Below are 26,394 nucleotides of genomic sequence, written 5' to 3'. Positions count from 1 at the left end.
CGCGGGGCGCCTGCTCCAACCTCCCTCCGTGCCTCATGCGCCCCCGGGCTTTGCGTCCCCCCCCCAAACCCGGCCCCATCCGCTAACACTTTTTTTTTTTCCACCCCCCCCCCGGGGTCTTAAACAAACGACATGGCAACCCAGCAGGTCAGCGGCCCACGATCTGTCAGCTGCACTGCGACAGGACACGAGGCGCGGTGATCCCCACAGCCGCTGTCACGACGTACAGCCAAGAGGCTGCGGTCATTGCGTTTCCGCGCATTCGTCGACGAAGGCGCAGAGTCGGCGGATCAGGCTCAGGTAGGTGGCAGGCTCCGGGGTGTGTTGCATGTGGGGCGCGTCGTGGAGCCACTGTTCCCACATGCCATCCGGGCCCAGGAAACGAGCGGCTTGGTCACCTCCGAGGTTCAGGGCGGTGAACACGAGAGCTCCCATGGCTACGGTCTGGTCGTAGTCGAGGTCGGGGCGGCGAAGGTAGCGATCAAGATAGGCGGCCAGCAGATCGGCGTCGCGGGGAGTGCCGAAGCCGGCCAAGGCCACGCAGTACGCCAACCCCACGCAGCAGACCTCGCTCGCCATCAGCAGCTCACCGAGTCGCTCACGAAACTCGGTCCGGCGGCCGACGGCGATGAGCCATGCGGCGGTCTTCCGCTCACGCCACCCGCCCCCAAGAAGCGTGGTGATCTCGTCCGGGGCGATGAGTCGCGCGTCTTCGCCAAGAGCTCGCACGAATCGGTCGCACCCAGGACTGCGCATGCGCAACACGCTGCCGCCGAGCTTCAGATAGCGGCGCTCGGGCGTGACGTATCGGCTGACCAGGGCCAGCAGTTCGGCATCCTCATGGGCGTGGCGCATCACAGGATGATCCTGGCCCGCTGATGTGCAATTGGGCCAGCCCTATAGAAGTCACGCCGTTTACCCACAGGAACGGGTGACACCCATCGTGCCTCGCCCCCCAACGCCACCGCCGGAAAGCCGTAGGGTTTCGTCGTGCGCTACTTGTCGGAACCATTCGCCTTCGATGCCCTCAAGCGCGGCCGCGCCGTCGAGCAGTTCCTCGGACCGGCTGGAAACTCAGACCGGCCCGGCGTCTGCTACGTCGAGGTGCGGCCGGCCAGGGGCGTCTACACGGTGTACTTCCATGCTGTTCTCGACAGTGATCCGCAGACCTACGACTTGGAGTCGCTGCCACCTCTTCTCGACGATGAGGAAGAGGATTTCGGCCTCTTGCTGGCGAGTGCGGACGACCCGGCGTCTGCCCTGGAAGCTGCCGAATCCCGCACTGGAGCCACACGGCAGCGATGGGCGAACCAGGGCATGGCCGACCACGAGTACCAGGACTATGTGCAGGCTGGCCGGCCAGCCGGGGCAGCCCCGGATGGTCGCCCCTGGCCCGCTCGACAGGGCCTCTGACCTCGCGGCTGAACGGCGACGGCATTATTGCTGCGAGCCGAAAGGGAGGGGATCACATGCCGAGGTTCATCGTCCATGACGAACCAGTCGGTCGGGCCCAGAGCAATTACATCGCCCGCGCAGATCTGACCCCATTTGGGCTGGATGGCCAAATGGAACAGCTCTGGCTGAAACCCCTCAATGACGGCACCTTCTCCATCGCCTGCCTCCCGTTCTGCGCGTACGGGCTGGCTCTCGGAGACTACGTGGTCCTCTCGGAGGATGACCAGGTCAGTGAGGTCGTGGGACTCTCGCAGCATCGTGTCCTGCGGATGCTCCTCATGCCCGCTCCGGATCCGGAGCGGGTGATCGAAGCAACCACTCGGATCAAGACCGAAATCGATGCTGCCGGCCTGCTGAGCGAATGGAACGGAGACCGCCACGTGGCGGTCGATGTCCCTCCGCAGGCGAACCCTTCGAAGTTGTTCGCAGCGATGGAGCGCGAGGTGGCCGAAGCCGGCGCGTTCTGGGAATGGGCTGACGCTATGCCCTTCGCTTCCCACCACTGATCGGGGTAGACCGCCCGGACAATCAAGCCGTGCTCACTTGGTGCCGGCGTACACGCTTACGCGGCCAGTGAGGTACAGCGGTACGTCCCCACCTTGAAGGTGGCCGAGCGCAGGTCGGCGAACCGGGACCACCCTTCGCCACCGGACTGACCACCTCACCGCGGCGTAGCGCCAGGTCGCCGTCCAGCGGCGCGTCCACCCCTCGCACTGGTCAAGGTCTCCACGTCCGCTGTCGACGACGGTGGGCAGGAGCAGGTCCTCCCAACTGCACCGATGCGACCACAGCTCGCCCCGCTCAACCCCAGCAGCCCACACGATCACCACCCCCTGCCGCTCACCAACAGCACCACTCAATCGGCCTCGACCGGTGAACGTCAGCGATCTTCGAAACTGGCGCCAACAAGATCGAGCAATGAACGCATGTGACAAGTAGAGCGAGCGTTCTGCGCCAACTGGAGCTGCGAACTTCTCACGGAACCGCAGGTCGGGCCACCTGCTCGATGCCAACTATCGCGAGTAGTCACATCCCTCGTGGGACCTCAGCTCACTTCGCCGGAACGTGCCGGACCGGAGGGGGCGACGGTGTCAGGTGCGTCGGCCACGCCGCGTCATCGATAGCGAGCCACGGCGCAGCGGCTACGGCGGTGGGCGTCACCCCGGTGAACGCCTTGACCTCGCGGTGGAGGTGGGCCTGGTCGGCGTAGCCGCTTGCGGCCGCCACCCGGGCGGCGGCGTCACCCGCCGCAAGGAGATGGGCAGCGTGGTCGAAGCGCACCAGCCGGGCGGCGTGCTTGGGGGTGAGGCCGATCTGGGACCGGAAGCGGGACCACAGGCGCTTACGGCTCCATCCCACCTCGTTCGCCAGGCTGTCGACGCGCACCCGCCCCCGGCTGGCGCGCATCAGCCTCCAGGCGGCGGTCACCTCTGGATCGAGCGACGGGCGCGCGCTCATCCGTCGGCCGAGGGCATCCACTGCGATCGTGAACCGCTCGTCCCACGACGCGGCGGCCCGCAGCCTTTCCTCGGCTCGCCCTGCGTCGCGGCCCCAGACGTCCTCAAGGGAGACCACCGCCCCGCTGAGTTCGGCCGATGCGCCGAACACCGCAACCGCCAGGACCGGCGACAACCGGATCTGGAGGCACTCGATCCGCCCGGCCGCCCGGCCTCCGAGCCGAAGATCACCCGGTACCAGTCCAACGAGCGCGCTGCCGCGTAGGCGTCGGCCGTGGGCGTCGTAGCTCAGGCCGCTTTCGTCGCTCAGGTCCACGAACAGAGTGACCGAGGGGTGCGCGACCATGGCGATATGCACGCGCGCCGGAGCGCGTTGGCGGAACCCGGCCATGCTGACCCCCGGCAGCCGGCCCGGCCGGCGGGGCACGACAACCTCCGCCGCCGCCCAGTCAGGTGGTGGTTCGGTGAACCTCACAGCAACAGGCTAGGCGATGGGGGTCAGCGGCCCGTCTCTGCGAAGCGCAGGAGCAACTCGCCGGTCTCCTCCGGTGCTTCGAGCATGGGGAAATGCCCGACTTCGGGCAGCTGCTCGACTCGTGTGTTCGGCACCGTGTCGTAGTGGTGTGCCGAAGACGGATCCCAACGGCGGTCGGCAGCGCCGAAGATCACCAGAACAGGGACGCCGAGTGCGCTCAGGCGCGCGGGCAGGCTCCGCTCGGCAATGTATGCGCCGTTTTGGCGCAGCACCGTCCTGAACGTGCGGTAGTCAATGCCCCGCACCTCGGCGACCATGTCGTCCGGAATGTCCACCGGGCGGTTGCACACCGCGGTCACCCCCCGGCGGAGCATCGCGTCGGAACGGACTCTCCACAGAAGCGGACCGAGCGGCGGGGCGATCAGGGCCCGAAGGATGGCGGGCTGCGGAAGGAGCGCGTCGGGACTCGGGCCACTGCTGATCAGTGCGAGGGAACCCACCAGGTCCGGGCGCTGTTCGGCGAGCGCGGTGGCGATGTATCCGCCGCTGGAGTGCCCGGCCACGGTGACGGAACGAAGGCCGAGCTCATCCAGCACCGCGGCCAGGCCGGCCGCCTGCTCGGGCACCTCGTACGACGGCGCGGGCGGGGACTGACCGTGGCCCGGGAGGTCGATCCGGATGACGTGATACCGGTCGGCCAGCGCCGGCACCACCGGGCCCCAGGAGCTGCCCGAGGCCCCCGATCCGTGGATGAGCACCAGCGGCGTCCCCTCCCGCGGGCCGTCGTGGACCACGTGCATCCCGTGCACCTGCTTACTGTCGGAGATACTCATACGCGGGAGCATGCCCGGGTCGCCGGCCCTCGGTCTTGTACAAATGTCGTCACGGGGCCGACGATCGCCAGGTCTTCCGTCTCCACGGCGAGCAGGACTTCCCCGAAAGCCGGACCATGCGAGATCGGCAGCCATCGGCAGTCGCGAACCGCCGGGCATTCATACAGGTCACGGGCCTCTACTTCACTTGGCTGCCCGCACGACAATCGCGTCCACCAGCCGACGGCTCGGGCCGCAGCCGATGTCCTCGTCACCGAAGCCGAGCCGCCGTACGTTCGCCTCCTGGTGCGGCGCCATCGAGATGTACGTGGCGACGTGTCCCGTGGCCACGTCGGGTCGCGGAAGGCGATGTTGGCCATGCCGGACGCCACGGTGATGCGGCGCGTGGCCGACAGCAGCAGCCACGCCTGGCCCACCGCGCCCCGGCGAGAAGACCGCACCGCCCTCCCCGTTCGGGCCCGCACGTTGATGAGGGTGCCGGTCCGGGAGACCGTGCGGCGCCCGGGCCTGGGCGGTGTGGTGCGGAGCCCCTGCAGGTGGCGGACCGCCATGCCGGATGATGGGGACCGGCCGGACCACAGACGCGAGGGGCAGCGAAGTGACAGACCACGAGTCGCACTCATCGGAGGCGGCCGCACCTGCGGGCCTCGACGCAGGGCCGGACACGGTCGCGCCCGGGGACCGCCGGCCGGCAGACGAAGAGCCGTCGCGGGCTTCGGGGGGTGCGGGCCGCGTTCGGATGCTGCGCCGGGTCCTCATACTCGTCGTCGTACTCGTCGCCCTGTTCTTCCTGCCCTGGTGGACGCTGTTCTCCTCCCACACCGACTGGCCGCTCCCGGTGGTCCTGACCGGCACGGTCGTCTTCGCCGCCGCCCTGCTCGCCTTCCCGTTCCTGATGGTCATGGGGCACGGGCGCCGGCGGTCCGACCGGGCGGCGCGCGTCGCGGACACCACGCTCGGGGTGATCTGGGTGCTGTTCGCCTGGTCGGTGCCGGGCGCCCTGCTGCGGCTCGTCCTGATGGTGTCCGGTGTCGGCGACCCGGCCCGGTCCAGGATCGTGGCCGTTGCCGTCGCGGTCGTCGGGGCCGGCCTGCTGGCCTGGGGGTACCGCGAGGCCATGCGCCTGCCGCGGATCGTACGGCGGGATGTCACCCTTCCGCGGCTCGGCCGTGGCCTGGACGGGACACGGGTCGTCGTGGTGGCCGACACCCACTACGGGCCGTTCGACCGGGCCGGCTGGTCGGCGCGGGTCGCCGATGCGGTCAACGAGCTGGACGCCGACGTCGTCTGCCACGCGGGCGACATCGCCGACGGCACCCCGGAGCAGCGCCGGGAGCAGGCCGCGCCGCTCGGGACGATGCGGTCACGGCTGGCGAAGGTGTACGTCACCGGGAACCACGAGTACGGCAGCGAGGCCCAGGGCTGGCTCGACCTCATGGAGGGTCTGGGGTGGGAGACGCTGCACAACCGCCACGTCGTCGTCGAACGGGGCGGGGACAGGCTCGTGCTCGCGGGTGTGGACGACATGACCGCCGCGTCCTCCGGGCTGGCCGGCCACCGGGCGAACCTGGACGGCGCACTGGCGGGGACGGAACCGGACCTGCCGGTCCTGCTCGTCGCGCACCAGCCCAAGTACGTCCGGGAGGCCGCGAGCGCCGGCATCGACCTGCAGATCTCGGGGCACACCCACGGCGGCCAGATCTGGCCGTTCCACTACCTCGTCCGGCTCGACCAGCCGGTGGTGCACGGCCTCAGCCGGCACGGAGAGCGGACCCAGCTCTACACGAGCCGGGGTTCCGGCTACTGGGGTCCTCCGTTCCGGATCTTCGCGCCCAGCGAGATCACGCTGCTCACCCTGCGGTCGGCGTAGCGCAGGCCCGCGGGGCGGGCCTGCGCTGAACCACCCGAATTCCCCTCCGCTCTCTCCCTCCTCGATCTTGCCCCGGAGATCGCCCTGTTGGAGGCTGAGGCATGCAGAATCTGCCGACCTTCGTTCTTGTCCACGGTTCCTTCGCGAATTCGTTCTCGTTCGCACCGCTGCAGGCCGAACTCGCCCTGCTCGGACACCGCTCGGCCGCGGTCGACCTTCCGGGGCACGGATTCGAGGCGACCTTCCCGGCGGCCTACCAGACCCCCCAGGACCTCGACGCCCTCGCGGCCGAACCGGGGAGCATCAAGGGAGTCACGCTCGCCGACAACGCCGCCCGCGTGATCGAGGTCCTCGAACGGGCCGGGCGGAACGGGCCCACCGTCCTCGTCGCCCACAGCCGGGGCGGCATCACGGCCACCGCCGTCGCCAACGCCCGGCCCGAGCTGATCGACCGGATCGTCTACGTCTCCGCCTGGTGCCCGGTCGATCTGGACGTGGGCGGCTACTACGCCCAGCCGGAGATGGCGGACGTCGACACGAGCGGCTTCGCGGGCACGCTCGTCGGGAACCCGGCCGAACTCGGCCTGCTGCGGACCAACTTCCGTACGGCCGACCCGTTGGCTCTCGCCGCGTTCAAGGAAGCGTTCGCCGCCGACCTCACCGATGACGAGTTCCGGACCTTCCTGAACTCCTTCCAGCCCGACGAGAACCTCGACGCCGGTACGTCCGCCGACCGGGCACAGGCCGCGACCTGGGGCCGGGTCCCCAGGACCTATGTGCGCCTGGCCGCCGACGCCAGCGTTCCGACCGCCGTGCAGGACCGCATGATCCGCGAAGCCGACGCGCTCACCCCCGGCAACCCCTTCGACGTCCGGACGCTCCAGGGGAGCCATCTGCACTGGCTCGTCCACCCGAAGCCCGCCGCCGAGCTGCTGGCGGCCCTCGCGGACCGCTGATACACCGCCGGCCGCCCTTGCCCCGGGACTACTTGGACTCCACCCGTCCGAGCGGGTCCGGGTCGGCCGCCAGCGCATCGCACTCCCTCTGCCAGGCGTCGTCCCCGGGGTAGAGCTCCGTACGGAGGTAGGCCCAGGTGAGCCGCTGGACCGCCGCGACCCGTGCGGGGTCGCTGTCCGTGGTCTCGGCTACGTCGTATCCGGACACTCCCCCGAGACCGTGCTCCCCGCCGAACAGGGTCAGCAGGGACTTGGAGCCCGGGGAGAGCGTGTACGGGTCGGCGTGCCAGTCGGGGCCCCGGACCGTCAGGTGGGGCGAGTCGTCGTTGTCGCCCGCGACCACGAGCGCGGGTGTCCGCATCCCGGAGAAGTCCATGGTCAGGAAGAGCGGGTAGTTCCTGGCCGCGGCCTCGCTGAGGGCGTCGCCTCCCCTGCCGGGCGCGGCCAGCAGCACACCGGCCTTGATCCGGGGGTCGGCCGGTGCCGCCACCTTCCCGTCCTGCGGATCGGTCAGCCGGGCGCCCAGCAGCAGACTCGCGGTCTGCCCGCCCATCGAGTGTCCGGCCACAGCGACCTTGTCGTGGTCCAGGCGCCCGCGGAGCTGCGGGACGGCGGCCTCGATCTCGTCGAGCCGGTCGAGGACGAGCGTCATGTCCTCGGCGCGCGAGCGCCAGTACAGCGGGGCGCCGGGGGTTTCGGGATCCAGGCTCAGGGTCGCCGAGCTCAGGTGGGTGGGCTGGATCACGACGAAGCCGTGCGCCGCCCAGAAGTTGACGAGAGGGGCGTACCCGTTCAGCGAGGAGAGATGGTCCGAGTGACCCTGGCCGTGCGAGAGGAGGATGACCGGCAGGGCGTCCCCGGTCACGGGGGCGGAGACCCGGAGCTCCAGGTCCACGGCCCGGCCGGGCGCCGGAAGCACCACCGGTGCGACCGAGAGGACTTGGGCGGGCGAGCGGAACGTGGCGGATGCGTCAGTGGATTCGGTCATGGTGTGTGTCCCTTCAATGGCCCCTGCCACCCCCGGCCACCGGCCCCGGCAGCCCCTGAGGGGGCAGGCGGTGAACGGCGGCGCGCGAGCGGTCAGGAGTGACCGGCCTCCGCTAGACTCAAAGCGGAGCACCGTTCCAATTACGATACGGAACAGTGTTCCGTTTTGTCAACGACCGTCGGACCGTCCGAAGGAGAGCGCCGTGCCCACGACAGGCCAGTCCGGGGATGTTCCGGCCCGGAGCAAGCGGGCCGACGCGCTGCGCAACCAGCAGACGCTGCTCACCGCCGCGGCCGAGGTGTTCGTGACCTCCGGTGTCGACGCGCCGATCCGGCAGATCGCGGCGAAGGCGGGCGTCGGGATGGGGACGATCTACCGCCACTTCCCGACCCGGGCGGACCTCGTCGTCGCCGTCTACCGCCACCAGGTCGAGGCGTGCGCCGAGGCAGGCCCGAGCCTGCTGGCGAGCACGCCCTCCCCGTACGACGCACTGCGTGAGTGGGTCGGCCTCTTCGTCGACTTCCTGGTCACGAAGCACGGGCTCGCCAACGCGATGCAGTCGGACAGCAGCGGATTCGAGTCGCTGCACACCTACTTCCTGGACCGCTTGATGCCCGCCTGCGCGCAGCTGCTCGACGCCGCGGCCGAGGCCGGCGAGATCAGGCCGGGGACGCAGGCCTACGAGCTGATGCGCGGCATCGGCAACCTCTGCGCGGGCCCGGACAGCGACCCCCGCTACGACCCCCGCAGGCTGGTGGACCTGCTCCTTCGGGGACTGCGGGAGCAGCCGCAGCCGTCCTGAGGAGAGGGGCCCTCACCGCGCCCTTGCCCCGGCCCACCCACCCACCTTTTAGTGGGTACTTGGCAGCCGCGCCGCCCCGGGCGAACCTGGTCACGGAAGACGGCGGGACGCCGCGACCGGCCGGAGGAAGGGGGCCATGGCGTTCCGTGCCGCCCACGTCAGGAGGGTGAAGAGGCCCCGCCCAGCCGTTCCAGGCGGCGGTGGCCCCAGTCGGACAGGGGCGCCAGCGCCTCGGAGAGCTCCCGCCCGAACGGCGTCAGGGAGTACTCCGTCCTGAGCGGCAGTACGTCGTACACCTCCCGGTGCACCAGTCCGTCGTCCTCCATCTCGCGCAGCCCCTGCGTCAGCACCTTCTCGCTGAGTCCCGGCAGCCTGCGCCGCAGCTCCCCGGGGCGGCAGGGTCCTGCCTCCAGGAGCCAGAGCAGGGCGGTCTTCCACTTGCCGTCGATCACCGCGATCGCGGCCGTCACTCCGCAGACATTCGGGTCCTGTGCACGGCTGCGCGTCATCTCGGCCTGTCCACCACTTTCGCCAACGTCCTCAATGGAGTTCAACCATGTCCACACACTCCGAACAGTCTGCCGTCACCGTGCTCGGCCTGGGCCCGATGGGCCGTTCCCTGGCCCGTGCGTTCCTGGACGCGGGGCTGCGCACCACGGTCTGGAACCGCACACCTGGCCGGGACCGGGAGCTGGTCGCACGCGGAGCGACCGCCGCCCCGTCGGCCGCGGAAGCGATCGCCGCGAGCCCGCTGACCGTGGTGTGCGTAGTGAACTACGACGCGGCCGACGCCGTCCTGCGAAGCGGCCCGGCCAGCGCTGCGGCCGAGGGCCGAACGGTCGTGAACCTGACCGCCGACACCCCCGGCCGGGCCCGCTCCACCGCGGGCTGGGCCGCCGGTCAGGGGATCCGCTATCTGGACGGCGCGATCATGACGCCGACCACCACCATCGGGACACCGGCAGCCGTCTTCATCCACAGTGGCCCGGCAGAGCTCTACCGGGAGGCCGGGCCGATCCTGGACGCCCTGGGCGGCACCCACACGCATCTGGGCGAGGAGATCGGCCGGGCGGCGGCGCACGACATCGCGCTGCTCGACATCTTCTGGACCGCGATGAACGGCTTCGCGCACGCGCTGGCACTGGCGCGGGCGGAAGGGATCACGGCGCGCGAACTGGCGCCGTTCGCCCAGGGAATCGGCGCCGTCCTGCCACCGCTCTTCGAGAGCTACGCACAGGCGCTGGACGACGGGGACTTCTCCGGCACGGACAATCCGCTCACCTCGGCGGCCTCCTCCATGGCCCATATCGCCGCCGCCTCGGAGGCCCACGGCATCGACACGGGCGTCATGCGGGCGGCCGAGCGTCTGGCCCGACGGGCCGTCGACGAGGGCCACGGCACCGACGGCTTCATCCGGATCGCGGAACTGCTCGGGCGCCGCTGAACTCCAGCTGCGCGCAGGGGCGTTGGAAATCCCCTACGACCGGGCGAGGAACGCGGACAGCGTCGTCCCGAACCGGCCGGCGTCATCGATCCACGGGTAGTGCCCCGCCCCCGGCTGCACGACGAGCGCGGCATCGGGGAACAGGGCGGCGTATTCGGCCACCGCCCGGGGCGGGCTGTTCAGGTCGTACTCCCCGGCCAGCAGCAGGACGGGGGCGCCGAAGGCCGCGACCGCCGCGCGGGTGGCGTCCGGGTCGAAGGCCCCCTCGGCCCCGAAGCCGGCGACGGCCTCCGGGTTGTCCGGCCGGCTCGCCGCGCAGTGTTCGCGGGCGGCCGCGTCCCACCGGCCGTAGAGGAACGGGTCCACGGCCTCCCAGTCGCCACCCGTTCCCCGGGTGATCGCCTCCAGCGCGGCGGACGCCGCCGGGTACCACGGCTCGCCCCTCCGGAGCTCCGCGAGCTCGCGGCGGGCCTCCCCGGTGATCTCGATGCCGACGGCGCGGGTGCTGGGGGTGATCAGTGCGAGCCTGCCGACGTTCCCCGGGAACCGGGCCGCGTACTGCGTCGCGATGTTCGCGCCGGCCGAGTGCGCGAGCAGATCCGTCCGGGGAAGACCGAGGTGTGCGCGCAGGGCCTCGATGTCGTCCACGAGGCGGTCGCAGCGGTAGGAGGCGGCATCCTCGGGAACCGCGGAGCGCCCGGTGCCGCGCAGGTCCGGGACGATCAGCCGGCGGTGCCCGGACAGGCCGCCGAGCTCACCCAGGTAACGGGAGTCCGCGGGACCGCCCGGGACACAGACGAGCGGTTCACCGTCCCCGTACGTGCGGTAGGCGAGCCGGGTTCCGTCGGACGCGCAGAAGGTGGCCATACAGGCGATCCTGCCACCCATAACCCAGTTGTACAACCTGGTTATAGGCGACTGGTCAGGGTGTATAACTTGGTTGTGGCAGGCGGAGAGAAGAACATGCGGGAGAGTCCCGGGGGCCGGGACGCGGGGGCGCTGACCGAGGAACAGGCCGAGCGGATGCTCGCCGGGATGAACGACGTCATCCGCGCGGGCGAGGAGATGCGGAAGCTGCGCTCCGAGATGATCAAGCTGTTCATCGGCTTCGGCTGGACGCAGGACCGTATCGCCCGGCTCACCGACATGAGCCAGCCCGCCGTGTCCAAGCAGGTGACGAAGTACCGCTCCGCCGATCCGGAGCCCCCGATGGACCTCTCGCTTCGCCAGCACGACGTGCCGTGGCTCGAAGGACGCCTGTGGGGCCTGGCCGAGGACATCTCCGAGACGCACGCCGGCACCGCACGGTGCAGCCGCTGCGTCGCCGCCCTCAGCCGCGGCAGGAAGCGGTTCACCCCGGAGAGCGTGGACGAGCTGCGGCGGCTCGTCGAGGACGATCTGCGCCGTCACGGGGCGGAGCTGACCGCCCACCGGGAGGCGTACGACGAGATCAGCCGGGGACTCGACCTGCCGCCACGCCCGGCTGCCGCCCCGGCAGGTTCACCCTCGGTACGCCGCACCCTCGCCCACCGCATCCAGCGCGACCGGCTCAGGGGCGACGCCTGACCCGGCCGCGTGCCACCCCGCCCCTCGCCCCCTCAGTCGCGGGCGAGCGCCGCCCCCGCAGCCCGCAGCGCGTCCCCGCCCGCCCCCATCAACAGGTCGGTGCTGTCCGCCCATTGGTCCACGCTCCCGGTCAGCGGCCGGCCCCGCAGCTCCGGGTCCGTGACCGAGGCGGCCAGCGGGCGGGCGAAGCGTTCCGCGTGCAGGACCAGGAACGGCCTGCCGTGGTACGGGCGGGGCGACGGGTCGACCGGGTCGACGAGGCCGCTCTCGTTCTGCCGGACCGCCACCGCCTCGTACGCGGCACAGAGGTGTCGTTCCCGCTCCGGGTGGTCCGTCGCCGCGAGCGCCCCGCGCAGGGACGGCAACAGGGCGTGGGCCGCGTCGAGTTGGGCGAACGCACTGCCCAGCCACTTGCTGTACGGCACGTACCGCCGCTCCAGGAGCAGGCTGAGGCGCATGAGGTCGCGCACCTGCCGGGCCGCGACCACGGCGGAGCCGAGTTCGTCACCGACCTCGGCGCAGCGTCCGACGAACGCCTCCTCCTGGGAGATCCGCTGCCACTGGCAGGCCAGCAGGTACCGCCACACCTGTCCGGGGTACCGGGCCAGCCGCCGCCGTGCGGTGGTGAGGAGTCCGGGGCCGTCGCGGAACACCGCGCCGCCGGTGATCCCGGCGAGGCGCTGCTGGGGCATCGCGAGCCAGTCCCGTACGGACGGTTCGGCGGCCGACGCGTCGAAGCCGGCCTCCCGGGTCAGCCAGCCGGCGATGTCGTGCGCGGCCACGCGGTGGTTGACCGGTCCGTCGGTCGCCGCCATGTGCCCGACCGGGTCGAGCGGATCGTCGGCGGGGCGGAAGTGGGTGGGCCAGCCGCGGATCTCCTTGGGCAGCCGGTCCGCCAGGAGCCGTCTGATCGTGTCGCCGTGTGCCGCGACGTCGTCCGCCGCGAGGAACAGGTCCAGCCGCGGGCCCCAGTCGTGGTCGGCCGACCGGGCGGTGTCGAAGCCGAGCACCTCGGAACCGGGCCCGATCCGCGCAGCGGCGTACGGCAGCCCGGGGAAGGCGGCGTCCAGAACCGGCCGCACCGCCTCCTCGTACAGGATCCGGGAGAGCTGGAGGCCGGGCAGGAAGACGGCTTCGGTGGGCGTCATACGGACACTCTGCGGGGCCGGAAAGGGATCGGCCAGCGAAATATTTCCGGGCCGGCCGGGCCGCGGCGCCAGGACAGTCCGCTTGCGGACGATCCGCCACAGTCCGAATTGTTACCCTGACAGGCATGACCGCCATGGCACCCACACGCACCGCACCGGATCTCTCCTACCTCCTGGACCACACCAGCCACGTCCTGCGGACCCAGATGTCGGCGGCGCTCGCCGAGATCGGGCTCACGGCACGGATGCACTGCGTCCTGGTCCACGCCCTGGAGGAGGAGCGCACCCAGATCCAGCTCGCCGAGATCGGCGACATGGACAAGACCACGATGGTGGTGACGGTGGACGCCCTGGAGGGCGCGGGCCTCGCCGAGCGGCGACCCTCCAGCCGGGACCGGAGGGCGCGGATCATCGCCGTCACCGAGAAGGGCGCCGAGGTCGCCGCGAGGAGCCAGGAGATCGTGGACCGGGTACACAGGGACGCCCTGGCCGGCCTGGAGCGCGGCGACCGGGAGACGCTTCTGCGCGCCCTGGGCCGACTGGCCGAAGAGCACCTGTCCACCCCGGCCGAGACCCCGGGGGCGGCCCGCCGGGCCCGGCAGAGCCAGAAGTAGACGCACCCGCGCCCACGTCCGACCCCGCTCCGGCCCCACACCCGGCCCGCGATATCCACGAAAACAGAACCGAAAGAAATAGTCTGCAACAAAACCATCTGTTAGCGTCTCTCTTGTCGACCCGACCGACAGGAGAGTCCGATGTCCGCACATCTGCCTGCCCGCACGCCTGCCGACCCGACCGCAGGCCCGCCTGCCGCCGCACCGGCAACCGCCCGTTCGCACCGTCTCGCGCTCGGCGTGATCGCCACCGGCCTGCTGATGACCGTGCTCGACGGCTCGATCGTGACCGTGGCCATGCCCGCCATCCAGAACGACCTCGGGTTCTCGCCCGCCGGTCTCAGCTGGGTCGTGAACGCCTACCTGATCGCCTTCGGCGGTCTACTGCTGCTCGCCGGCCGGCTCGGCGACCTCATCGGCCGCAAGCGGATGTTCCTGGCCGGCACCGCCGTCTTCACCGCCGCCTCGGTGCTGGCGGGTGCGGCGGGCTCACCCGGACTGCTGATCACGGCCCGCTTCCTCCAGGGCGCCGGCAGCGCCATGGCCTCCGCGGTCGGCCTGGGCATCCTCGTCACCCTGTTCACCGAGAGCCGCGAACGCACCAGGGCCATCGCCGTGTTCAGCTTCACCGGAGCGGCGGGGGCGTCGATCGGCCAGGTGCTCGGCGGGGTCCTCACCGACGCCGTCGGCTGGCACTGGATCTTCCTCATCAACCTGCCGATCGGGATCGCGGCCCTTCTCGTCGCCGTGCGCGTGCTCCCCGCCGACCGCGGACCCGGCCTCGCCGCCGGCGCCGACATCCTCGGCGCCGTCCTCGTCACCTCGGGGCTGATGCTCGGCATCTACTCCGTCGTCGAAGTCGGGACATACGGGTGGCTGTCGGCGCACACCCTCGGCCTCGGCGCACTCGCGCTGGCCCTGCTCGCCGCGTTCGTCGTCCGGCAGACCACCGCACCGGCGCCCCTGCTGCCGCTGCGCATCCTGCGGTCGCGGAGCGTCTCCGGCGCCAATCTGGTCCAGATGCTCATGGTGGCCGCGCTGTTCTCGTTCCAGATCCTGGTCGCGCTCTATCTCCAGCGGGTGCTCGGCCACGGCGCCGCCGCCACCGGCCTCGCGATGCTGCCCGCGGCGGCGGTGATCGGCGCCGTGTCACTCGGCGTCTCGGCCAGGCTGAGCGCGCGGTTCGGCGACCGGAACGTACTGCTTCTGGGGCTCGCCCTGCTGATCGCCCTGCTCGGCCTGCTCACCCGGGTGCCCGCCCATGGTCACTACGTCACCGATCTGCTGCCGCTGATGTTCCTCGCCGCGGGCTTCGGCCTCGCACTCCCGGCGCTCACCGCGCTCGGCATGTCCGGGGCCGGCGAGGAGGACGCCGGGCTCGCCTCGGGCCTGTTCAACACCACGCAGCAGATCGGCATGGCGACGGGCGTCGCCGTCCTCTCCACCCTGGCGGCCTCCCGCACCGACACGCTCCTCGCGGAGGGGCGCGACCGGGCGGAGGCGCTGACCGGCGGCTACCACCTGGCGTTCGCGGTCGGCGGCGGACTGCTCACGGCAGCCTTCGTCGTCGCGTTCACGGTGCTCAGGCGGCCGGAGCCCGGCACCCGGCCCCAATCCGAACACCGGGTGGGCGGGCCGGAGTCCGGGACCGCCCACCGCACCGACACGACCACGACCACGGTCTGACCGGGGGCGCCGTCCGCCACCCACGACCCGTCCGCCCGTGCACGAAGACCGATCGAGGACCTGATCCCATGACCGGACAACAGCCCGCCCCCACCACCCGGCAGGCCGCGCCCGACGAGAACGGAGCGCAGCACGGCCCCGGCACCGGCCCCGGCCCGCGCGTACTCACCGACGCCGAACTGTCCCGGCTGCTCCGGGAGGAGCAGTTCGGAGTCCTGGCGAGCGTGCGGCGCACCGGGCACCCTCATCTGACGACCGTGCACTACACCTGGGACGCCCAGGAGCGCGTGGTGCGCGTGTCCAGCACCGCCGACCGCCTCAAGCCCCGCCTGCTGCGCACCGATCCGCATGCCGCACTGCATGTCAGCGGCCCGGACGTGTTCTCGTTCGCGGTCGCGGAGGGCACGGCCGAGGTGTCGGAGCCGGCCGCCGAACCGGGCGACGCGGTGAGCCGCGAACTGCTCGCCATGACCCCCGGTTTCGAGGACCCGGCCGAGGAGGCGGCCTTCCTGGCCCAGGTGGTCGCGGACCGGCGCGTGGTGATCCGGCTCCGCGTCTCCCGGCTGTACGGAACGGCGCTGGACATGCCCGCCGCGCAGTGAACACGTGGCGCGGGGACGGCAGGGAGCCCCCCGCGCCGGGTATGGACGCCCATGCGGCACCTGCGCCCGGCGGAGAGGCTCTAGGATCCCGCCCATGGCATCCGACCCCGGCTACACCTGCTCCCGCTGCGGCGGACACCACACGGAACTCCCGATGGGGTACTCGACCATGGCGCCCGACGTCTGGGACGCGAGCCTGGAGAGCGACCCGGACAGCATGCTCTCGACGGATCAGTGCATCGTCCGACACGAGCACTACTTCATCAAGGGCCTGATCGAAATACCCGTGGCGGGCAGCCAGGAGCCATTCTCCTGGGGTGTCTGGGTGTCGTTGAGCCGGGAGAACTTCGGCCGGGCCCTCGACAGGTGGGAGACCCCGGGCCGGGAGTCCGAGAAGCCGTACTTCGGCTGGCTGACCACCGAACTGGGGCTCTACTCACCCCGTACGACCAATCTCAAGACCAACGCGCACACCCGCCCGATCGGCCGGCGCCCGCTCATCGAGCTGGAGCCGACCGACCACCCGCTGGCCGTGGAACAGCGGAACGGGATCACGCTGGACCGGGTGCGGGAGATAGCCGAAGCGGTGCAGCACGCCGAGGACAGCCCTTAGGGCCTGTCGTTCGGACTGCGCGGCCGGGGCCGCCTACTGCCCCAGCCCCGAGCGCAGTTGTACGAAGCCCAGCTCCGCCGCCTCGACCGCGCCCCCGTACACCTGGTCCGCGCTCCGTCCCTCGCTGATCAGCCGCCAGTTGTCCATGGCCAGGATGCGCAGGACCGCGACGATCTGGCCCGCGGCCAGCCGGTCGGGCACCCGGTCACCCAGCTCGCGGGCGAGAGCGGCCTCGGACCGGCTCTGGTACGCGTAGAGCCTGGCCACCAGGGACGGTGTCCCGTACAGCAGCCGGTGGAACGCCAGCACCCCCGGAACGTCGCAGAGGCCGGTGACCGGATCGCGCCGCTCCAGGCCGTCCAGGAAGTGGCGGCGCAGCGCGTCCAGCGGGGATTCGCCGTCCGCGCGGGCGGCGACCACCCGGGCGGACTCGTCCACGTGGTCGGCGAACCGGTGCAGGGCCAGGTCCTCCTTGGACGGGAAGTACCGGAACAGCGTCGGCTTGGAGATGTCCGCGGCGGCCGCGACCTCGGCCACCGAGACCTTGTCGAAACCACGCTCCAGGAACATCGAGATCGCGGCGTCGGAGACGGCCTGATAGGTCAGCTGCTTCTTCCGCTCACGCAGGCTCATGGGTGCGTTCGGCCCACGGGACGCATCCTCGCCCGCCGCCGCACCGGACCTGGGCTTCTCTCCGCTCATGACCATGAAGCGTACGCCCTTGACCTCAACCGGACTTGACGTCCACCGCTACCGTTCCGCGCCCCCGCCGCCCTCCGGGCGCTTCGCCCGCGCCCGCTCCCGGATCAGGGCGTCGATCCCGTCCAGCACCCGTGCGAGTCCGAACCGGAATTCGTGATCGGGCGCGTCCGGGACCCACATCACATCGGATTCCATCAGCCGGGACAGCGCGGGGTGCCGTTCGGGGTCGACGAGCCGGGTCAGCGTGCGGGCGTAGCCGTCCATGACCTCCTGCGCCGGTACGCCGCGCGCCTCGACGACGGCGTCCAGATCACCCATCAGCAGCGCCTCGTTCCGCACGAAACCACTGACCAGAAGGATGACGGAGACGGCGTCTCCCGGCCCCAGACCGCTGCCTTCCAGGGCCTGGAGGCCCTGTTCCCACCAGGCGACGGAGTGCGGGCTCGCGGGCGGTCCGGAGATGGGGACGCGGAGCATCCACAGATTGCGGTGGTAGACCCGGCGCTGCGCCCACGCCCACTGGGAGAGTGCCTCCCGCCAGCCGGCGCCCTCCTCCAGGGCGGGCAGCGGGGGCGGCGGGCCCATGGCCGCCTCCTGCATGAGCACATACAGCTCGTCCTTGGCCGCCACGTACCGGTAGAGCGACATCGTCGAGAAGCCGAGGTCCTTGGCGACCCGGCCCATGGACACCCCGCCGAGCCCTTCGGACGCCGCCACCGCCACCGCGGCGTCCACGATGCGCTCCAGGCTCAACCCCGGCTTGGGCCCCTTCACCGGGCGTGCCCGCAGCCCCCAGGCGGCCTCGATGCTGGCCGGCAGGCCCGTACCGCCCTGCGAACCGTTCTCTTCCGTCACCTGAACCCACCTTCCCTTGACGGCCATCCTAGTTATGCGTAACCCTTACTCAATAACGCGTACGCAGTACGCAGAAAGGAGGCACAGCCATGCCCCCGGCCACCATGATCGAGGCCCACGGCCTGACCAAGTCCTACGGAGGGGCCGCGCCGCCCGTCCTGGACGGCCTGGACCTGCGGGTCGACCGCGCCGGCGTCTTCGCCCTGCTCGGCCCCAACGGTGCGGGCAAGACCACCGCCGTGCGCATCCTGGCCACGCTCACCACCGCCGACAGCGGCACGGCCCGGGTCGCGGGGCACGACGTCGTCGGCGACCGGAGCCGGGTGCGCCGCGCGATCAGCCTCACCGGCCAGTACGCCGCCGTCGACGAGACGCAGACCGGCGAGGAGAACCTGCGCATGATGGCCCGGCTGACCGGCCACTCCCGGGCGGACGCGCGCCGCCGGGCCGCCGGACTCCTCGAACGGTTCGGCCTCACCGCGGCGGCCCGCCGCAGTGTCCGCACCTACTCCGGCGGCATGCGGCGCAGGCTCGATCTGGCGGCCGGTCTGGTCGGCAGTCCGCAGCCGGAGGTCTTCTTCCTGGACGAACCGACGACCGGTCTGGACCCGCGCAGCCGGCAGGAGCTCTGGCAGGTGGTCCGCGACCTGGCGGCCGACGGCGCCACGGTCCTGCTCACCACCCAGTACCTGGACGAGGCGGACCGGCTGGCCGACCGCATCGCCGTCCTCGACCGGGGCCGGAAGGTCGCCGAGGGCACCGCGGACGAGCTGAAGTCACGCGTCGGGGGACACCGCCTCGACCTGGTCATGGCCGACCGAGCGGGCTACCTCCGGCTCACCCACCGCGCCGTGCACCACTCGCCCGGGACCCTCACCCTCGGGCTGCCCACGGACGGCTCGGCGGCCCAGGTGCGGGCGCTGCTCGACGAGATCGACCCGGACGGCACGGCGGTCGAGCGGTTCGCCCTGCACAGCACCACGCTCGACGACGTCTTCCTGGCCCTGACCGCGACGAAGGAGACACCGGCCACCCATGTCTGACGCACTCACCACCGCCGCCGCGCCCCGGCCCCTGTCCGGAGCCACGACCCCGCTCGTCAACGCCGGCACGATGACCGCCCGTTCACTGCGCATCAGCCGGCGCAACACCGACGCCCTGGTCACCTCGCTGATGCTGCCGGTCATGCTGATGCTGATCTTCGTCTACTTCTTCGGCGGCGCCATTGAGACCGGTGTACCGCACCTCACCTACGTCACCTACGTTGTTCCCGGCGTCCTGCTCCTGTGCGCCGGCTTCGGCTCCGCCGGCACCGCGGTGGCTGTCAGCGAGGACATGAAGAACGGCATCATCGACCGCTTCCGGACCCTCGACATCGGCGGAACGCCGATCCTCGCCGGCCACGTCGCCGCAAGCACGGCCCGCAACCTGATCTCCACCGCCCTGGTCCTGTGCATCGCCCTCCTGATCGGCTTCCGCCCCACCGCCACCCTCGCCGGCGGGCTCGCCGCCCTCGCCGTCCTGATCGCGTACATCGTCGCGCTGTCCTGGCTGTCGGCGGCGATCGGCCTGCTCGCCAGAACGCCGGAAGCGGCCGGTGGATTCACCTTCCTGATGCTGTTCCTGCCCTACCCGAGCAGCGCCTTCGTCCCGGTCGACTCCATGCCCGGCTGGCTCCACGGCTTCGCCGACCACCAGCCGATCACCCCGGCGATCGAGTCCATGCGCGGCCTCCTGCTGGACCAGCCGGTGGGCAACTCCCCCTGGATCGCGCTGGCCTGGGCCGGCGGGATCCTGCTGGGGGCGATGGCGCTGTCGGGGGTGCTGTTCAGGGTGCGGACGCGGTGACGCCGAATTCCGGCTACGCGGATCGGGACGGCGCCGCTGCGGGCGGCGCGGTCCGAAGCCACCGGACACAGGCGGCGGCCACCTCATGGACAGCCGGCTCCCGCGTCAGCCCGAGGGTCCGGTGCGCCGCCCCCAGCGCCGCACGGATCCGCCAGGACAGCCGGGGCAGTTGCCGCAGGTTCGGCTCACCGTCCGGACCACGCAGGGCGAGCGCGGCCCGGATCACATCCGTGTACACCGACTGCGCCCGCTTGTACGCGAGCAGGACCTCCAGATCCGTGTCCCAGCCCTTGACGCACTCGGGGCGCCGCTCCTCGACCGACCGCTGCCAGAGCCGGCCGATCCGGACCGCCTCCTTGGCCGAGTACCGCATCAGGTGCAGATGCGTGGCCAGGTCGTAGAGCGGATCACCGATCATGGCGAGCTCCCAGTCGATGGTCCACAGGTCCCCGGCGGCGTCGACGATGAAGTTGCGCCGGTGCAGATCGCCGTGGACGAGCGAGAAGGAACGGGCAGTCAGCGACTCGGCGCGCCGCGCGAGACCGTCCAGAGCGCCTTCCCGCACCCCGAGATCGTCGAACAGCGAGCGGTAGGGGGCGCCGTGCTCCCGGTACACCCGCTGCTCGGTGAAGTGCAGCAGCCGGTTGAGGAATCCGCAGGAGTCCCCGTCCGGGGGGCGGTCCGCGCCGTCGCAGAGCCGCTGAGCGTCGATGTCACGGATGTCGAACGAGGTCAGTTCGGCGAACAGGCAGCCGAGTTGCGCCCGGTGCCTGGTGGACAGGGCCTTGCTCGGCAGTACGCCGTGCCCCAGCGTGCGCCCCTCGATGAAGCCCTGCAGCAGCATCCCGCGGTCGATCTCGATGATCTCGGGGATGCGGGTCACCCGCCCGTGCAGCGTACGCAGCAGCTCCTCCTCCGACGCGAAGCACCGGCGGTCGAACCAGAGCAGCCCCTTGCGGGGCTCCCGGAGCTTGACGCGGGTGCGGCTGCCGGGGGGCGCGACGACATACGTGTCGTGGTGATGGCCCTTGAGCGGGCCCTCGATCGAAGGGTCGGCGGCGGACAGCCCGGCCTCCATGTATCGGTGCCTTCGGTGGTACGGAGTGCTGAGGGAAAGCTACTCGCGCCCTCGGCGGGGCGCGTACTTTTCACAGCGAAGTCATCCGCCCGTACCACTCGCGTGGCGGACGCCCCCGGCCCTCTCTCAGTGCTGTTCGGCGACAGCGCACCGCACCACCTCCACCAGCGAGTGCAGCCGACGCACGACCACACCCGTCCCGAAGCCCAGTTGCGCCCTCTTCCGGTCGTTCTTCGCGTACCCGATGAACGGCACCCCGAGCGCCTCGGCCGCCAGCAGGTCGGCCCGTGAATCCCCGATCATCAGCGCGTCGGCGGCGGCCGATCCGGTCGACTCCAGCGCGCGGAACAGACAGTCCGGATCCGGTTTCAGCCGCATGGGGTGGGCCGTCCGGCCGTGTATGCGCCGGTGCTCCTCCGTACCGAAGAAGTCCGCCGTGCCCTGCCTGTCGAGGTAGCGCGCCACCGATTGGGCGGAGTTGTTGGTCGTCACCGCCAGCTTGTACTCCGCCTCGTGCAGCAGCCGTATCAACTCGTCGGCGCCCGGGGTGGGATCGGCGCTTTTCGCCGCTCTGGTCTCCTCGTCCGTGAGCCGGCTCTCCAGCCCTGCGACCAGCGCCCTGCCCGCACCGGCGTCGGCGACCGCCTTCAGTATGGCCAGCGGATCGTGTCCGCCCTCGTGCGCGCGAACCAGTGCGGGATCAGCCCCGAGCGCCACCAGCTCTTGGACCAGAACGTCCGCGATCAGGACGGACGTGTGGTCGGAGAAGAGATCGCAAACGGGTCCGTCGAAGTCGAGGAACACACATTTCGCGGACGCGAAGAGGGTCTGCAACTCCCTCGGGTGCGGGTGGGTCACATCGCTCCGTCCGTCGGGAGTGCGGCAGTCGCTGGAGAATTCCACCCTCCATAGTGCCTTCGGCCGCCCGGAACAACATGGGCCCTGGGGCGTCAATCACCGCACCTGTCACGACAATTGGGGCAGAGCGAGCGTCAGCCCTCCAGATCCACCGGAGTCGCGATGGTGTTCCACAGGCTCTCGAACCATTCCGCGGACTGCGTCACGAACAGCTGGTCCCGGACCCCGGCGGAACTCTCGAAGCGGAAGAGCGTCGAGCGGCTGCCGAGAACGTCGAAGAGCTGGGTCGGAACCTTGTCGATCACCTCCTCGCGCTCCTCCAGCGTGTAGTACGCGAACAGTGCCTCGGAGCCGTTCAGCACATACAGCTTCACGGGCGGGGTGAACGGCAGCGCCCTCATGACCACTTCGGCCCCCAGCTCACTGGTGCTGCGCAGCGATTCGAGGTTCTGCCGCAGCACCTGCCCCTGAAGGTTGCGCAGCCTCAGCCAGCGCTCGTGCACCGACTCGTCGCCGTCCCGGGGTTCGGCGCGCCGGGGAAAGGCCAGTTCGATGTCGCGGGCGGGCAGCAGCACCCGCACCTTCACCGAACGAGGCGCCGGCTCCCCCGCCCTGATGCGGGTCAGGGGCTCGGCCAGCGCGGGGACGAACGACTCCGCCGTCAGGCAGAGCGCGTCGATGGTCACCTCGTCGCTCTCGAAGGCGCGCAGCACCCGGTGCCCGAGCACCGCAGCCGTCTGCTGGGGCACCTGGGTGTCCGGCAGATTCGCCACCCTCGGCGGCGCCCCGCGGGTGATCGCGGTCAGCAGACCGTCCCCCTGGAGCCGCTGCAGCGCCAGCCGGACGACACCCCGGTCCACACCGAACTCCTCGGCCAGCACCGCCTGGGTGGGCAGGGGGTCACCGGGCTTCAGCTCGCCGGTACGGATACGCGTCCGCAGCGCGTCCGCCAGATCCTCGGGCGAGGGCTTGCGGCTGCCGTTCATCGCTGTGCGCTCAGGAGTCACAACAGAACGCTACAACTTCTCACCATCCAACGGGAGTTGTTGAAGAGTTGTTTATGAGATGGCACCAACTGGGAACAACTCAGGTAGTTGGTCGCAACCTTGTACGGATACGCGGCCTCTCGATCACGGTCCTGATCTGAGCACCCGCACCCCCGCTCGCCCGTCCACCGTCGTACGGGTGCTGCTCGCGCATCGGCAGATTTCCCCGAGCGTCCTCGCTCCCCACCTCCTGAGGAGGGACCGCCATGCCCTGGATCACCCTTGCCATCGAACAAGTCGTCCAATGGAAGCTCGGCCTGGTGGGCGGAGCCAGCGCGTCCCTCATGGCGGCCGGCTACAAGCTGGGCAACACCAAGTGCATGATCATCGGCTGCACGGGCCTCGCACTGATCCTCGGCTCCGGCGGTCATCACTGAGAACCGCCAGAACCGGCCCGCCCTAGAACACATCCGGGCACCAAGCCCGCCGCCCCGCCCGGAACACCACGTCCGCCAGTGCCGCCGAGCCCGGGGCCAGCTCCTCGACGCGGCCCAGGGCCGTCAGCCGCTGGGCCGACTCGTCGCCGAGGTACAGCGTGCCCAGCTCGCGTACGTCCATGGCGAGATCGGCGGAACGCGTCGTCGGGGTGCACGTGGCGCCGTCCGGTGAGGCGTCCAGGTGGAAGCGGCCCGCGGTGAGGCCGGTGGCGTCGTGGATGTCCAGGACCAGGGAGCCGGGTACCGCGTAGGTGCGGGCCTCCAGGGCGCGTACGACATCCAGGACGCGCACCCACATGAAGTCCGCGTGCGTCACCACACGGGCCGCACGCGGGTCGGGGAGAAGCAGGGGGAGCAGGTCGTCGGGGGCGCGGTTGCCGGTGCGGACCGTGGTCACCCAGTCGACCGAGCAGAGGAAGTGCCACAGCGCCCGCTCCGCCGCCGGGGTCACCGCGATCATGCTGCGCACCGTCGCCCGGTTCAGCGGCTGCTTCGCGTCGCCCCAGTGGTCGTCGGCGCGGTAGATCAGCAGCCCGTCGACGCTGCCGTCCGCAGCGCGGTAGACGGCGTAGAACGGTTCCGTCCAGCTGTCGTGCGGGAAGAGCACCTCACCGGTGACGAGGTCCCACCAGCGCTCGCCGCGGCTCACCGCCCCGTGCTGCCGGCCCCGCAGCCGGTCATGGAGCGCCGGGCCCAGCTTGCGCACCTCCGGCGCGTCCACGAGGTCGATCCGGCCGCCGTCCTCGGCCGACGGGACCCGGCCGCGCGGATCGAGGCCCGTCCGGGGGACGTCGATCTCCCACTCGGTGGTCCAGGCCGCGGGACCGAACCCGTACCGCCCGTAGATCGGGTACTCGGCGGCGATCAGGGTGGCCGCCACATCGCCGCGCTCCTTGGCCGCCGCCAGGTCCGTGGCCATCATCCGCGAGAGCAGCCCGCGACGCCGGTGGGTGGGCGACACCGTGACGTTGGTGACCGCGTCGGCCGGCACCGTCGCGCCGCCGACCACCGTCAGCTCCTGAGCGAACGAGCGGAACGTCGCCACGCACCGCCCCGCGTCGAACACCCCCTGCACGCGCGCCATGTCCAGATACGGCAGACGCCCCGTCACCTCCTCGTCCGACGGTGTCGGCGCGCGCAGGAACCCGGTGTTCAGGGCGCGCAGCCAGTCATGGAGCTCGGATTCGGCGATGGTACGGACGTCAAGGCTGGTCATGCGCCCCACGCTAGACACGGCGGATCGGACTGTCGCCCGGTTTTCCCGCACACCGGGAGTGCCGTACGCCCGGGTCGGAACGCCGGTCAGAACGCCGCCCGGATCTCCCCCACCTCCGCGCCGCCGCCCAGCAGCGGCGCCCGGCCTATCCGCGACACCACCGGGGCGTCCACACCGAGCAGGCCCAGCACACGGGCCAGGACCGGGCCGAGCGCCCGGGTCGAGCCGTCATCGATCTTGAAGGCCAGCGCCCTGCCGTCCGCGAGGGCCACCGCCTGGACCGCCTCCGCGCCCATCTTGGACAGCGTGCCGGGCACCTCGCGCATCAGCCAGGTGTCGGGGCGGCGGGTCCCCGCCACGTACTCGGGATGGGCGCGCATCGCATCCGCCACCCGGCGCTCCGCCGTGCCCGGTGCCGCCGTGACGAACGTACGGAACGCCCGGGCGAGACCCACCAGCGAGATCGCCATCAGCGGTGCCCCGCAGCCGTCCGTGCCGACCGCCGCGACCGGTTCGCCCGCCGCCTCCTCGACCACCTGCCCGACCAGTTGCTGGAGCGGGTGGGCCGGATCGAGATAGGTGGCGGGGTCCCAGCCGTTCTGTCCGCACACCGCGAGCATCGCCGCGTGCTTGCCCGAGCAGTTCATCGTGATCCGCTCCCGGACATGGCCCGCGGCGAGATACGTCTCCGCCTCGGCCGGGTCGAGCGGCAGATCGGGCGGGGTCTGCAGATCGTCCGGCGACAGTCCGTGCTCGGTGAGCATCTTGCGTACGAGAGCGAGGTGGAAGCCCTCGCCCGAGTGGCTCGCGGCGGCCAGCGCCAGCCGCTCCCCGGACAGGTCGAGCCCGGCCCGCAGCACCGCCGCGGCCTGCATCGGCTTGTTCGAGGACCGGGGGAAGACCGGCGCCGCCGGATCACCCAGGGACAGCTCGACGCTGCCGTCGGCGGCCAGGACGACCAGCGACCCCCGGTGATGGCCCTCGACGAAACCGGATCGCACGACCTCGGCCAGCACGGGCGGGACGGGTATCGGGTCGGACAGGGCGGACGGAGCTGCGCTGGAGGTCATGGTGCCTTCCGGGGACGGGCGGAACCCGCCCCCGGAGGGATTGCCTCAGGCGAGCAGGTCGTCTACTTGTGCTTCCCCGTCACGGTACCTGCGAGCGATCTCCGCGCTGCAGTCGTCCGCGGTGCGCTGCAGCCGGTGACGGCGCCGGGAGACCTGCTGCTCGTAGCGGACCAGCCGCCCCATGGCCGTGTGCAGCTCTTCGTCCGTACGGGCGTCGAGGTCGGAGAGTTCGACCTCGGCGAGGGTCTCGGCCGCCAGCTGCCGGTACTCGTCGCTGCGCGGCGTGCTCAGCGTGACGTGCCGGGCGGAGGAGCGGTGCAGCGACGGGGTGTCGGCGAGGATCTCCGAGAGCCGGTCCACCACCGGTGACTCCGGGTCCCGCCGCCGGGCCAGCTCGGCCCGCAGGATGTCGATGCGCCCCTGGACGAGCCGCCGCACATAGCTGAGGTCGGCCTCGTCGCGCTGCGAGTCGCGGCGCAGTGTGCGCAGCTCCGGCAGCCGCAGGGCGCCCAGTTCGGGCGGGAGCGCGCCAGGACCGTCGTCCGGTCCGTGTCCGGTCCGCTGCACGGGTGGGCGCATGGTGCTCGTACTCGTACCCGTGCTGCTGTCGACGCCGGCACGCGTGACCGGCACGGTGCCCGGGGACTGCCCGGTTCCATGGGTGCTCATGCTTGTGTCCATCCCCTCGACCGGTGCGTCGGCGCACCGCCTCCCGAGCATGGTGCCACTCCGAGGGTGCCGGTGGAGATGCTCTGTACCCGTTCAGCCCAAGATA

The 26,394-nt window shown here is 71.2% G+C and carries 30 protein-coding genes; 14 read left to right on the top strand and 16 right to left on the bottom strand.

Going from position 1 to position 26,394, the window contains the following annotated elements:
* Positions 1-243: 243 nt before the first annotated feature.
* A complete protein-coding gene (locus tag ACFVW8_RS02005; RefSeq protein ID WP_389685617.1) occupies positions 244-855 on the bottom strand; it encodes a DUF6000 family protein in 612 nt (203 codons plus the stop codon).
* A 135-nt stretch (positions 856-990) separates the two neighbouring features.
* Between ACFVW8_RS02005 and ACFVW8_RS02000 the strand changes: the two genes are divergently transcribed.
* Positions 991-1,413 (top strand): hypothetical protein, encoded by a 423-nt coding sequence (locus ACFVW8_RS02000; RefSeq protein ID WP_389685616.1) that lies wholly within the window; start codon positions 991-993, stop codon positions 1,411-1,413.
* 56 nt (positions 1,414-1,469) lie between these two features.
* The gene (locus ACFVW8_RS01995) at positions 1,470-1,961 is read left to right on the top strand and encodes a DUF4265 domain-containing protein (RefSeq protein WP_389685615.1); all 492 of its coding nucleotides are present in this window, start codon (positions 1,470-1,472) and stop codon (positions 1,959-1,961) included.
* A gap of 544 nt (positions 1,962-2,505) precedes the next feature.
* Here the strand turns inward: ACFVW8_RS01995 and ACFVW8_RS01990 are convergent.
* The 3 genes from ACFVW8_RS01990 to ACFVW8_RS01980 form a co-directional block, all read right to left on the bottom strand.
* On the bottom strand, positions 2,506-3,303 hold the full coding sequence (locus ACFVW8_RS01990) for a helix-turn-helix domain-containing protein (protein WP_389685689.1): 798 nt from the start codon (positions 3,301-3,303) through the stop codon (positions 2,506-2,508).
* A gap of 107 nt (positions 3,304-3,410) precedes the next feature.
* Positions 3,411-4,220, bottom strand: a complete 810-nt coding sequence (locus tag ACFVW8_RS01985) for an alpha/beta fold hydrolase (protein WP_389685614.1) — start codon at positions 4,218-4,220, stop codon at positions 3,411-3,413.
* A 183-nt stretch (positions 4,221-4,403) separates the two neighbouring features.
* Positions 4,404-4,550 carry a hypothetical protein gene (locus ACFVW8_RS01980; RefSeq protein WP_389685613.1) on the bottom strand — a complete coding sequence of 49 codons (147 nt, stop codon included), beginning with the start codon at positions 4,548-4,550 and terminating at the stop codon, positions 4,404-4,406.
* Positions 4,551-4,959: 409 nt separating this feature from the next.
* Here ACFVW8_RS01980 and ACFVW8_RS01975 point away from each other — a divergent pair, with 409 nt between their 5' ends.
* Both ACFVW8_RS01975 and ACFVW8_RS01970 read left to right on the top strand, forming a co-directional pair.
* Entirely contained in the window at positions 4,960-6,090 is a 1,131-nt protein-coding gene (locus ACFVW8_RS01975) for a metallophosphoesterase (RefSeq protein ID WP_389685688.1), read from the top strand.
* A gap of 101 nt (positions 6,091-6,191) precedes the next feature.
* Positions 6,192-7,046, top strand: coding sequence for an alpha/beta hydrolase (locus ACFVW8_RS01970; protein ID WP_389685612.1), 855 nt, complete (start codon positions 6,192-6,194; stop codon positions 7,044-7,046).
* A 28-nt stretch (positions 7,047-7,074) separates the two neighbouring features.
* Here the strand turns inward: ACFVW8_RS01970 and ACFVW8_RS01965 are convergent, their stop codons facing one another.
* Positions 7,075-8,034 (bottom strand): alpha/beta hydrolase family protein, encoded by a 960-nt coding sequence (locus ACFVW8_RS01965; RefSeq protein WP_389685611.1) that lies wholly within the window; start codon positions 8,032-8,034, stop codon positions 7,075-7,077.
* A gap of 202 nt (positions 8,035-8,236) precedes the next feature.
* Between ACFVW8_RS01965 and ACFVW8_RS01960 the strand changes: the two genes are divergently transcribed.
* Positions 8,237-8,836: a TetR/AcrR family transcriptional regulator gene (locus tag ACFVW8_RS01960; RefSeq protein WP_389685610.1), complete on the top strand. Its 600-nt coding sequence runs from the start codon at positions 8,237-8,239 to the stop codon at positions 8,834-8,836.
* A 158-nt stretch (positions 8,837-8,994) separates the two neighbouring features.
* On the opposite strand, the gene ACFVW8_RS01955 is transcribed toward ACFVW8_RS01960, so the two are convergent.
* Positions 8,995-9,345, bottom strand: coding sequence for a winged helix-turn-helix transcriptional regulator (locus ACFVW8_RS01955; RefSeq protein ID WP_389685609.1), 351 nt, complete (start codon positions 9,343-9,345; stop codon positions 8,995-8,997).
* Positions 9,346-9,392: 47 nt separating this feature from the next.
* Here ACFVW8_RS01955 and ACFVW8_RS01950 point away from each other — a divergent pair, with 47 nt between their 5' ends.
* A complete protein-coding gene (locus tag ACFVW8_RS01950) occupies positions 9,393-10,280 on the top strand; it encodes an NAD(P)-dependent oxidoreductase (RefSeq protein ID WP_389685608.1) in 888 nt (295 codons plus the stop codon).
* Between the two features lie 33 nt (positions 10,281-10,313).
* Here ACFVW8_RS01950 and ACFVW8_RS01945 read toward each other — a convergent pair whose 3' ends face one another.
* Positions 10,314-11,147, bottom strand: a complete 834-nt coding sequence (locus ACFVW8_RS01945) for an alpha/beta fold hydrolase (RefSeq protein WP_389685607.1) — start codon at positions 11,145-11,147, stop codon at positions 10,314-10,316.
* A 96-nt stretch (positions 11,148-11,243) separates the two neighbouring features.
* Between ACFVW8_RS01945 and ACFVW8_RS01940 the strand changes: the two genes are divergently transcribed.
* Positions 11,244-11,846 carry a sigma-70 family RNA polymerase sigma factor gene (locus ACFVW8_RS01940; RefSeq protein ID WP_389685606.1) on the top strand — a complete coding sequence of 201 codons (603 nt, stop codon included), beginning with the start codon at positions 11,244-11,246 and terminating at the stop codon, positions 11,844-11,846.
* A 32-nt stretch (positions 11,847-11,878) separates the two neighbouring features.
* Here the strand turns inward: ACFVW8_RS01940 and ACFVW8_RS01935 are convergent, their stop codons facing one another.
* Positions 11,879-12,994, bottom strand: a complete 1,116-nt coding sequence (locus ACFVW8_RS01935) for a DUF4037 domain-containing protein (protein WP_389685605.1) — start codon at positions 12,992-12,994, stop codon at positions 11,879-11,881.
* A 125-nt stretch (positions 12,995-13,119) separates the two neighbouring features.
* Between ACFVW8_RS01935 and ACFVW8_RS01930 the strand changes: the two genes are divergently transcribed.
* The 4 genes from ACFVW8_RS01930 to ACFVW8_RS01915 all read left to right on the top strand — a co-directional run bounded on the left by ACFVW8_RS01930 (position 13,120) and on the right by ACFVW8_RS01915 (position 16,509).
* Complete coding sequence (locus tag ACFVW8_RS01930; RefSeq protein WP_389685604.1) at positions 13,120-13,608, top strand: MarR family winged helix-turn-helix transcriptional regulator; 489 nt, start codon at positions 13,120-13,122, stop codon at positions 13,606-13,608.
* A 141-nt stretch (positions 13,609-13,749) separates the two neighbouring features.
* On the top strand, positions 13,750-15,294 hold the full coding sequence (locus ACFVW8_RS01925) for an MFS transporter (RefSeq protein ID WP_389685603.1): 1,545 nt from the start codon (positions 13,750-13,752) through the stop codon (positions 15,292-15,294).
* A gap of 68 nt (positions 15,295-15,362) precedes the next feature.
* Positions 15,363-15,896 (top strand): pyridoxamine 5'-phosphate oxidase family protein, encoded by a 534-nt coding sequence (locus ACFVW8_RS01920; RefSeq protein ID WP_389685602.1) that lies wholly within the window; start codon positions 15,363-15,365, stop codon positions 15,894-15,896.
* Positions 15,897-16,050: 154 nt separating this feature from the next.
* The gene (locus tag ACFVW8_RS01915) at positions 16,051-16,509 is read left to right on the top strand and encodes a DUF2199 domain-containing protein (protein ID WP_389685687.1); all 459 of its coding nucleotides are present in this window, start codon (positions 16,051-16,053) and stop codon (positions 16,507-16,509) included.
* Positions 16,510-16,542: 33 nt separating this feature from the next.
* Here ACFVW8_RS01915 and ACFVW8_RS01910 read toward each other — a convergent pair whose 3' ends face one another.
* Both ACFVW8_RS01910 and ACFVW8_RS01905 read right to left on the bottom strand, forming a co-directional pair.
* Positions 16,543-17,217, bottom strand: coding sequence for a TetR/AcrR family transcriptional regulator (locus ACFVW8_RS01910; RefSeq protein WP_389685601.1), 675 nt, complete (start codon positions 17,215-17,217; stop codon positions 16,543-16,545).
* 42 nt (positions 17,218-17,259) lie between these two features.
* Positions 17,260-18,093, bottom strand: a complete 834-nt coding sequence (locus tag ACFVW8_RS01905; RefSeq protein WP_389685600.1) for a TetR/AcrR family transcriptional regulator — start codon at positions 18,091-18,093, stop codon at positions 17,260-17,262.
* Between the two features lie 62 nt (positions 18,094-18,155).
* Between ACFVW8_RS01905 and ACFVW8_RS01900 the strand changes: the two genes are divergently transcribed.
* Positions 18,156-19,109: an ATP-binding cassette domain-containing protein gene (locus ACFVW8_RS01900; protein ID WP_389685599.1), complete on the top strand. Its 954-nt coding sequence runs from the start codon at positions 18,156-18,158 to the stop codon at positions 19,107-19,109.
* A gap of 70 nt (positions 19,110-19,179) precedes the next feature.
* Positions 19,180-19,914 carry an ABC transporter permease gene (locus tag ACFVW8_RS01895; protein ID WP_389685686.1) on the top strand — a complete coding sequence of 245 codons (735 nt, stop codon included), beginning with the start codon at positions 19,180-19,182 and terminating at the stop codon, positions 19,912-19,914.
* 13 nt (positions 19,915-19,927) lie between these two features.
* Here ACFVW8_RS01895 and ACFVW8_RS01890 read toward each other — a convergent pair whose 3' ends face one another.
* The 3 genes from ACFVW8_RS01890 to ACFVW8_RS01880 form a co-directional block, all read right to left on the bottom strand.
* Positions 19,928-20,992 carry a phosphotransferase gene (locus ACFVW8_RS01890; protein ID WP_389685598.1) on the bottom strand — a complete coding sequence of 355 codons (1,065 nt, stop codon included), beginning with the start codon at positions 20,990-20,992 and terminating at the stop codon, positions 19,928-19,930.
* A 126-nt stretch (positions 20,993-21,118) separates the two neighbouring features.
* Positions 21,119-21,850 carry an HAD family hydrolase gene (locus ACFVW8_RS01885; protein ID WP_389685597.1) on the bottom strand — a complete coding sequence of 244 codons (732 nt, stop codon included), beginning with the start codon at positions 21,848-21,850 and terminating at the stop codon, positions 21,119-21,121.
* 134 nt (positions 21,851-21,984) lie between these two features.
* Positions 21,985-22,857: a winged helix-turn-helix domain-containing protein gene (locus ACFVW8_RS01880; RefSeq protein ID WP_389685596.1), complete on the bottom strand. Its 873-nt coding sequence runs from the start codon at positions 22,855-22,857 to the stop codon at positions 21,985-21,987.
* Between the two features lie 245 nt (positions 22,858-23,102).
* Here ACFVW8_RS01880 and ACFVW8_RS01875 point away from each other — a divergent pair, with 245 nt between their 5' ends.
* A complete protein-coding gene (locus tag ACFVW8_RS01875; RefSeq protein WP_389685595.1) occupies positions 23,103-23,273 on the top strand; it encodes a hypothetical protein in 171 nt (56 codons plus the stop codon).
* A 22-nt stretch (positions 23,274-23,295) separates the two neighbouring features.
* On the opposite strand, the gene ACFVW8_RS01870 is transcribed toward ACFVW8_RS01875, so the two are convergent.
* The 3 genes from ACFVW8_RS01870 to ACFVW8_RS01860 all read right to left on the bottom strand — a co-directional run bounded on the left by ACFVW8_RS01870 (position 23,296) and on the right by ACFVW8_RS01860 (position 26,288).
* Positions 23,296-24,549 (bottom strand): GNAT family N-acetyltransferase, encoded by a 1,254-nt coding sequence (locus ACFVW8_RS01870; RefSeq protein ID WP_389685594.1) that lies wholly within the window; start codon positions 24,547-24,549, stop codon positions 23,296-23,298.
* Between the two features lie 86 nt (positions 24,550-24,635).
* Positions 24,636-25,619, bottom strand: coding sequence for an asparaginase (locus ACFVW8_RS01865; protein ID WP_389685593.1), 984 nt, complete (start codon positions 25,617-25,619; stop codon positions 24,636-24,638).
* 45 nt (positions 25,620-25,664) lie between these two features.
* A complete protein-coding gene (locus ACFVW8_RS01860) occupies positions 25,665-26,288 on the bottom strand; it encodes an ABC transporter substrate-binding protein (protein WP_389685592.1) in 624 nt (207 codons plus the stop codon).
* Positions 26,289-26,394: the final 106 nt, after the last annotated feature.

Source organism: Streptomyces sp. NPDC058221 (genome assembly GCF_042882365.1).
GTDB lineage: Bacteria > Actinomycetota > Actinomycetes > Streptomycetales > Streptomycetaceae > Streptomyces.
The sequence above is the reverse complement of the archived record's forward strand: the minus strand, read 5'-3'. Positions and strand labels throughout refer to the sequence as shown.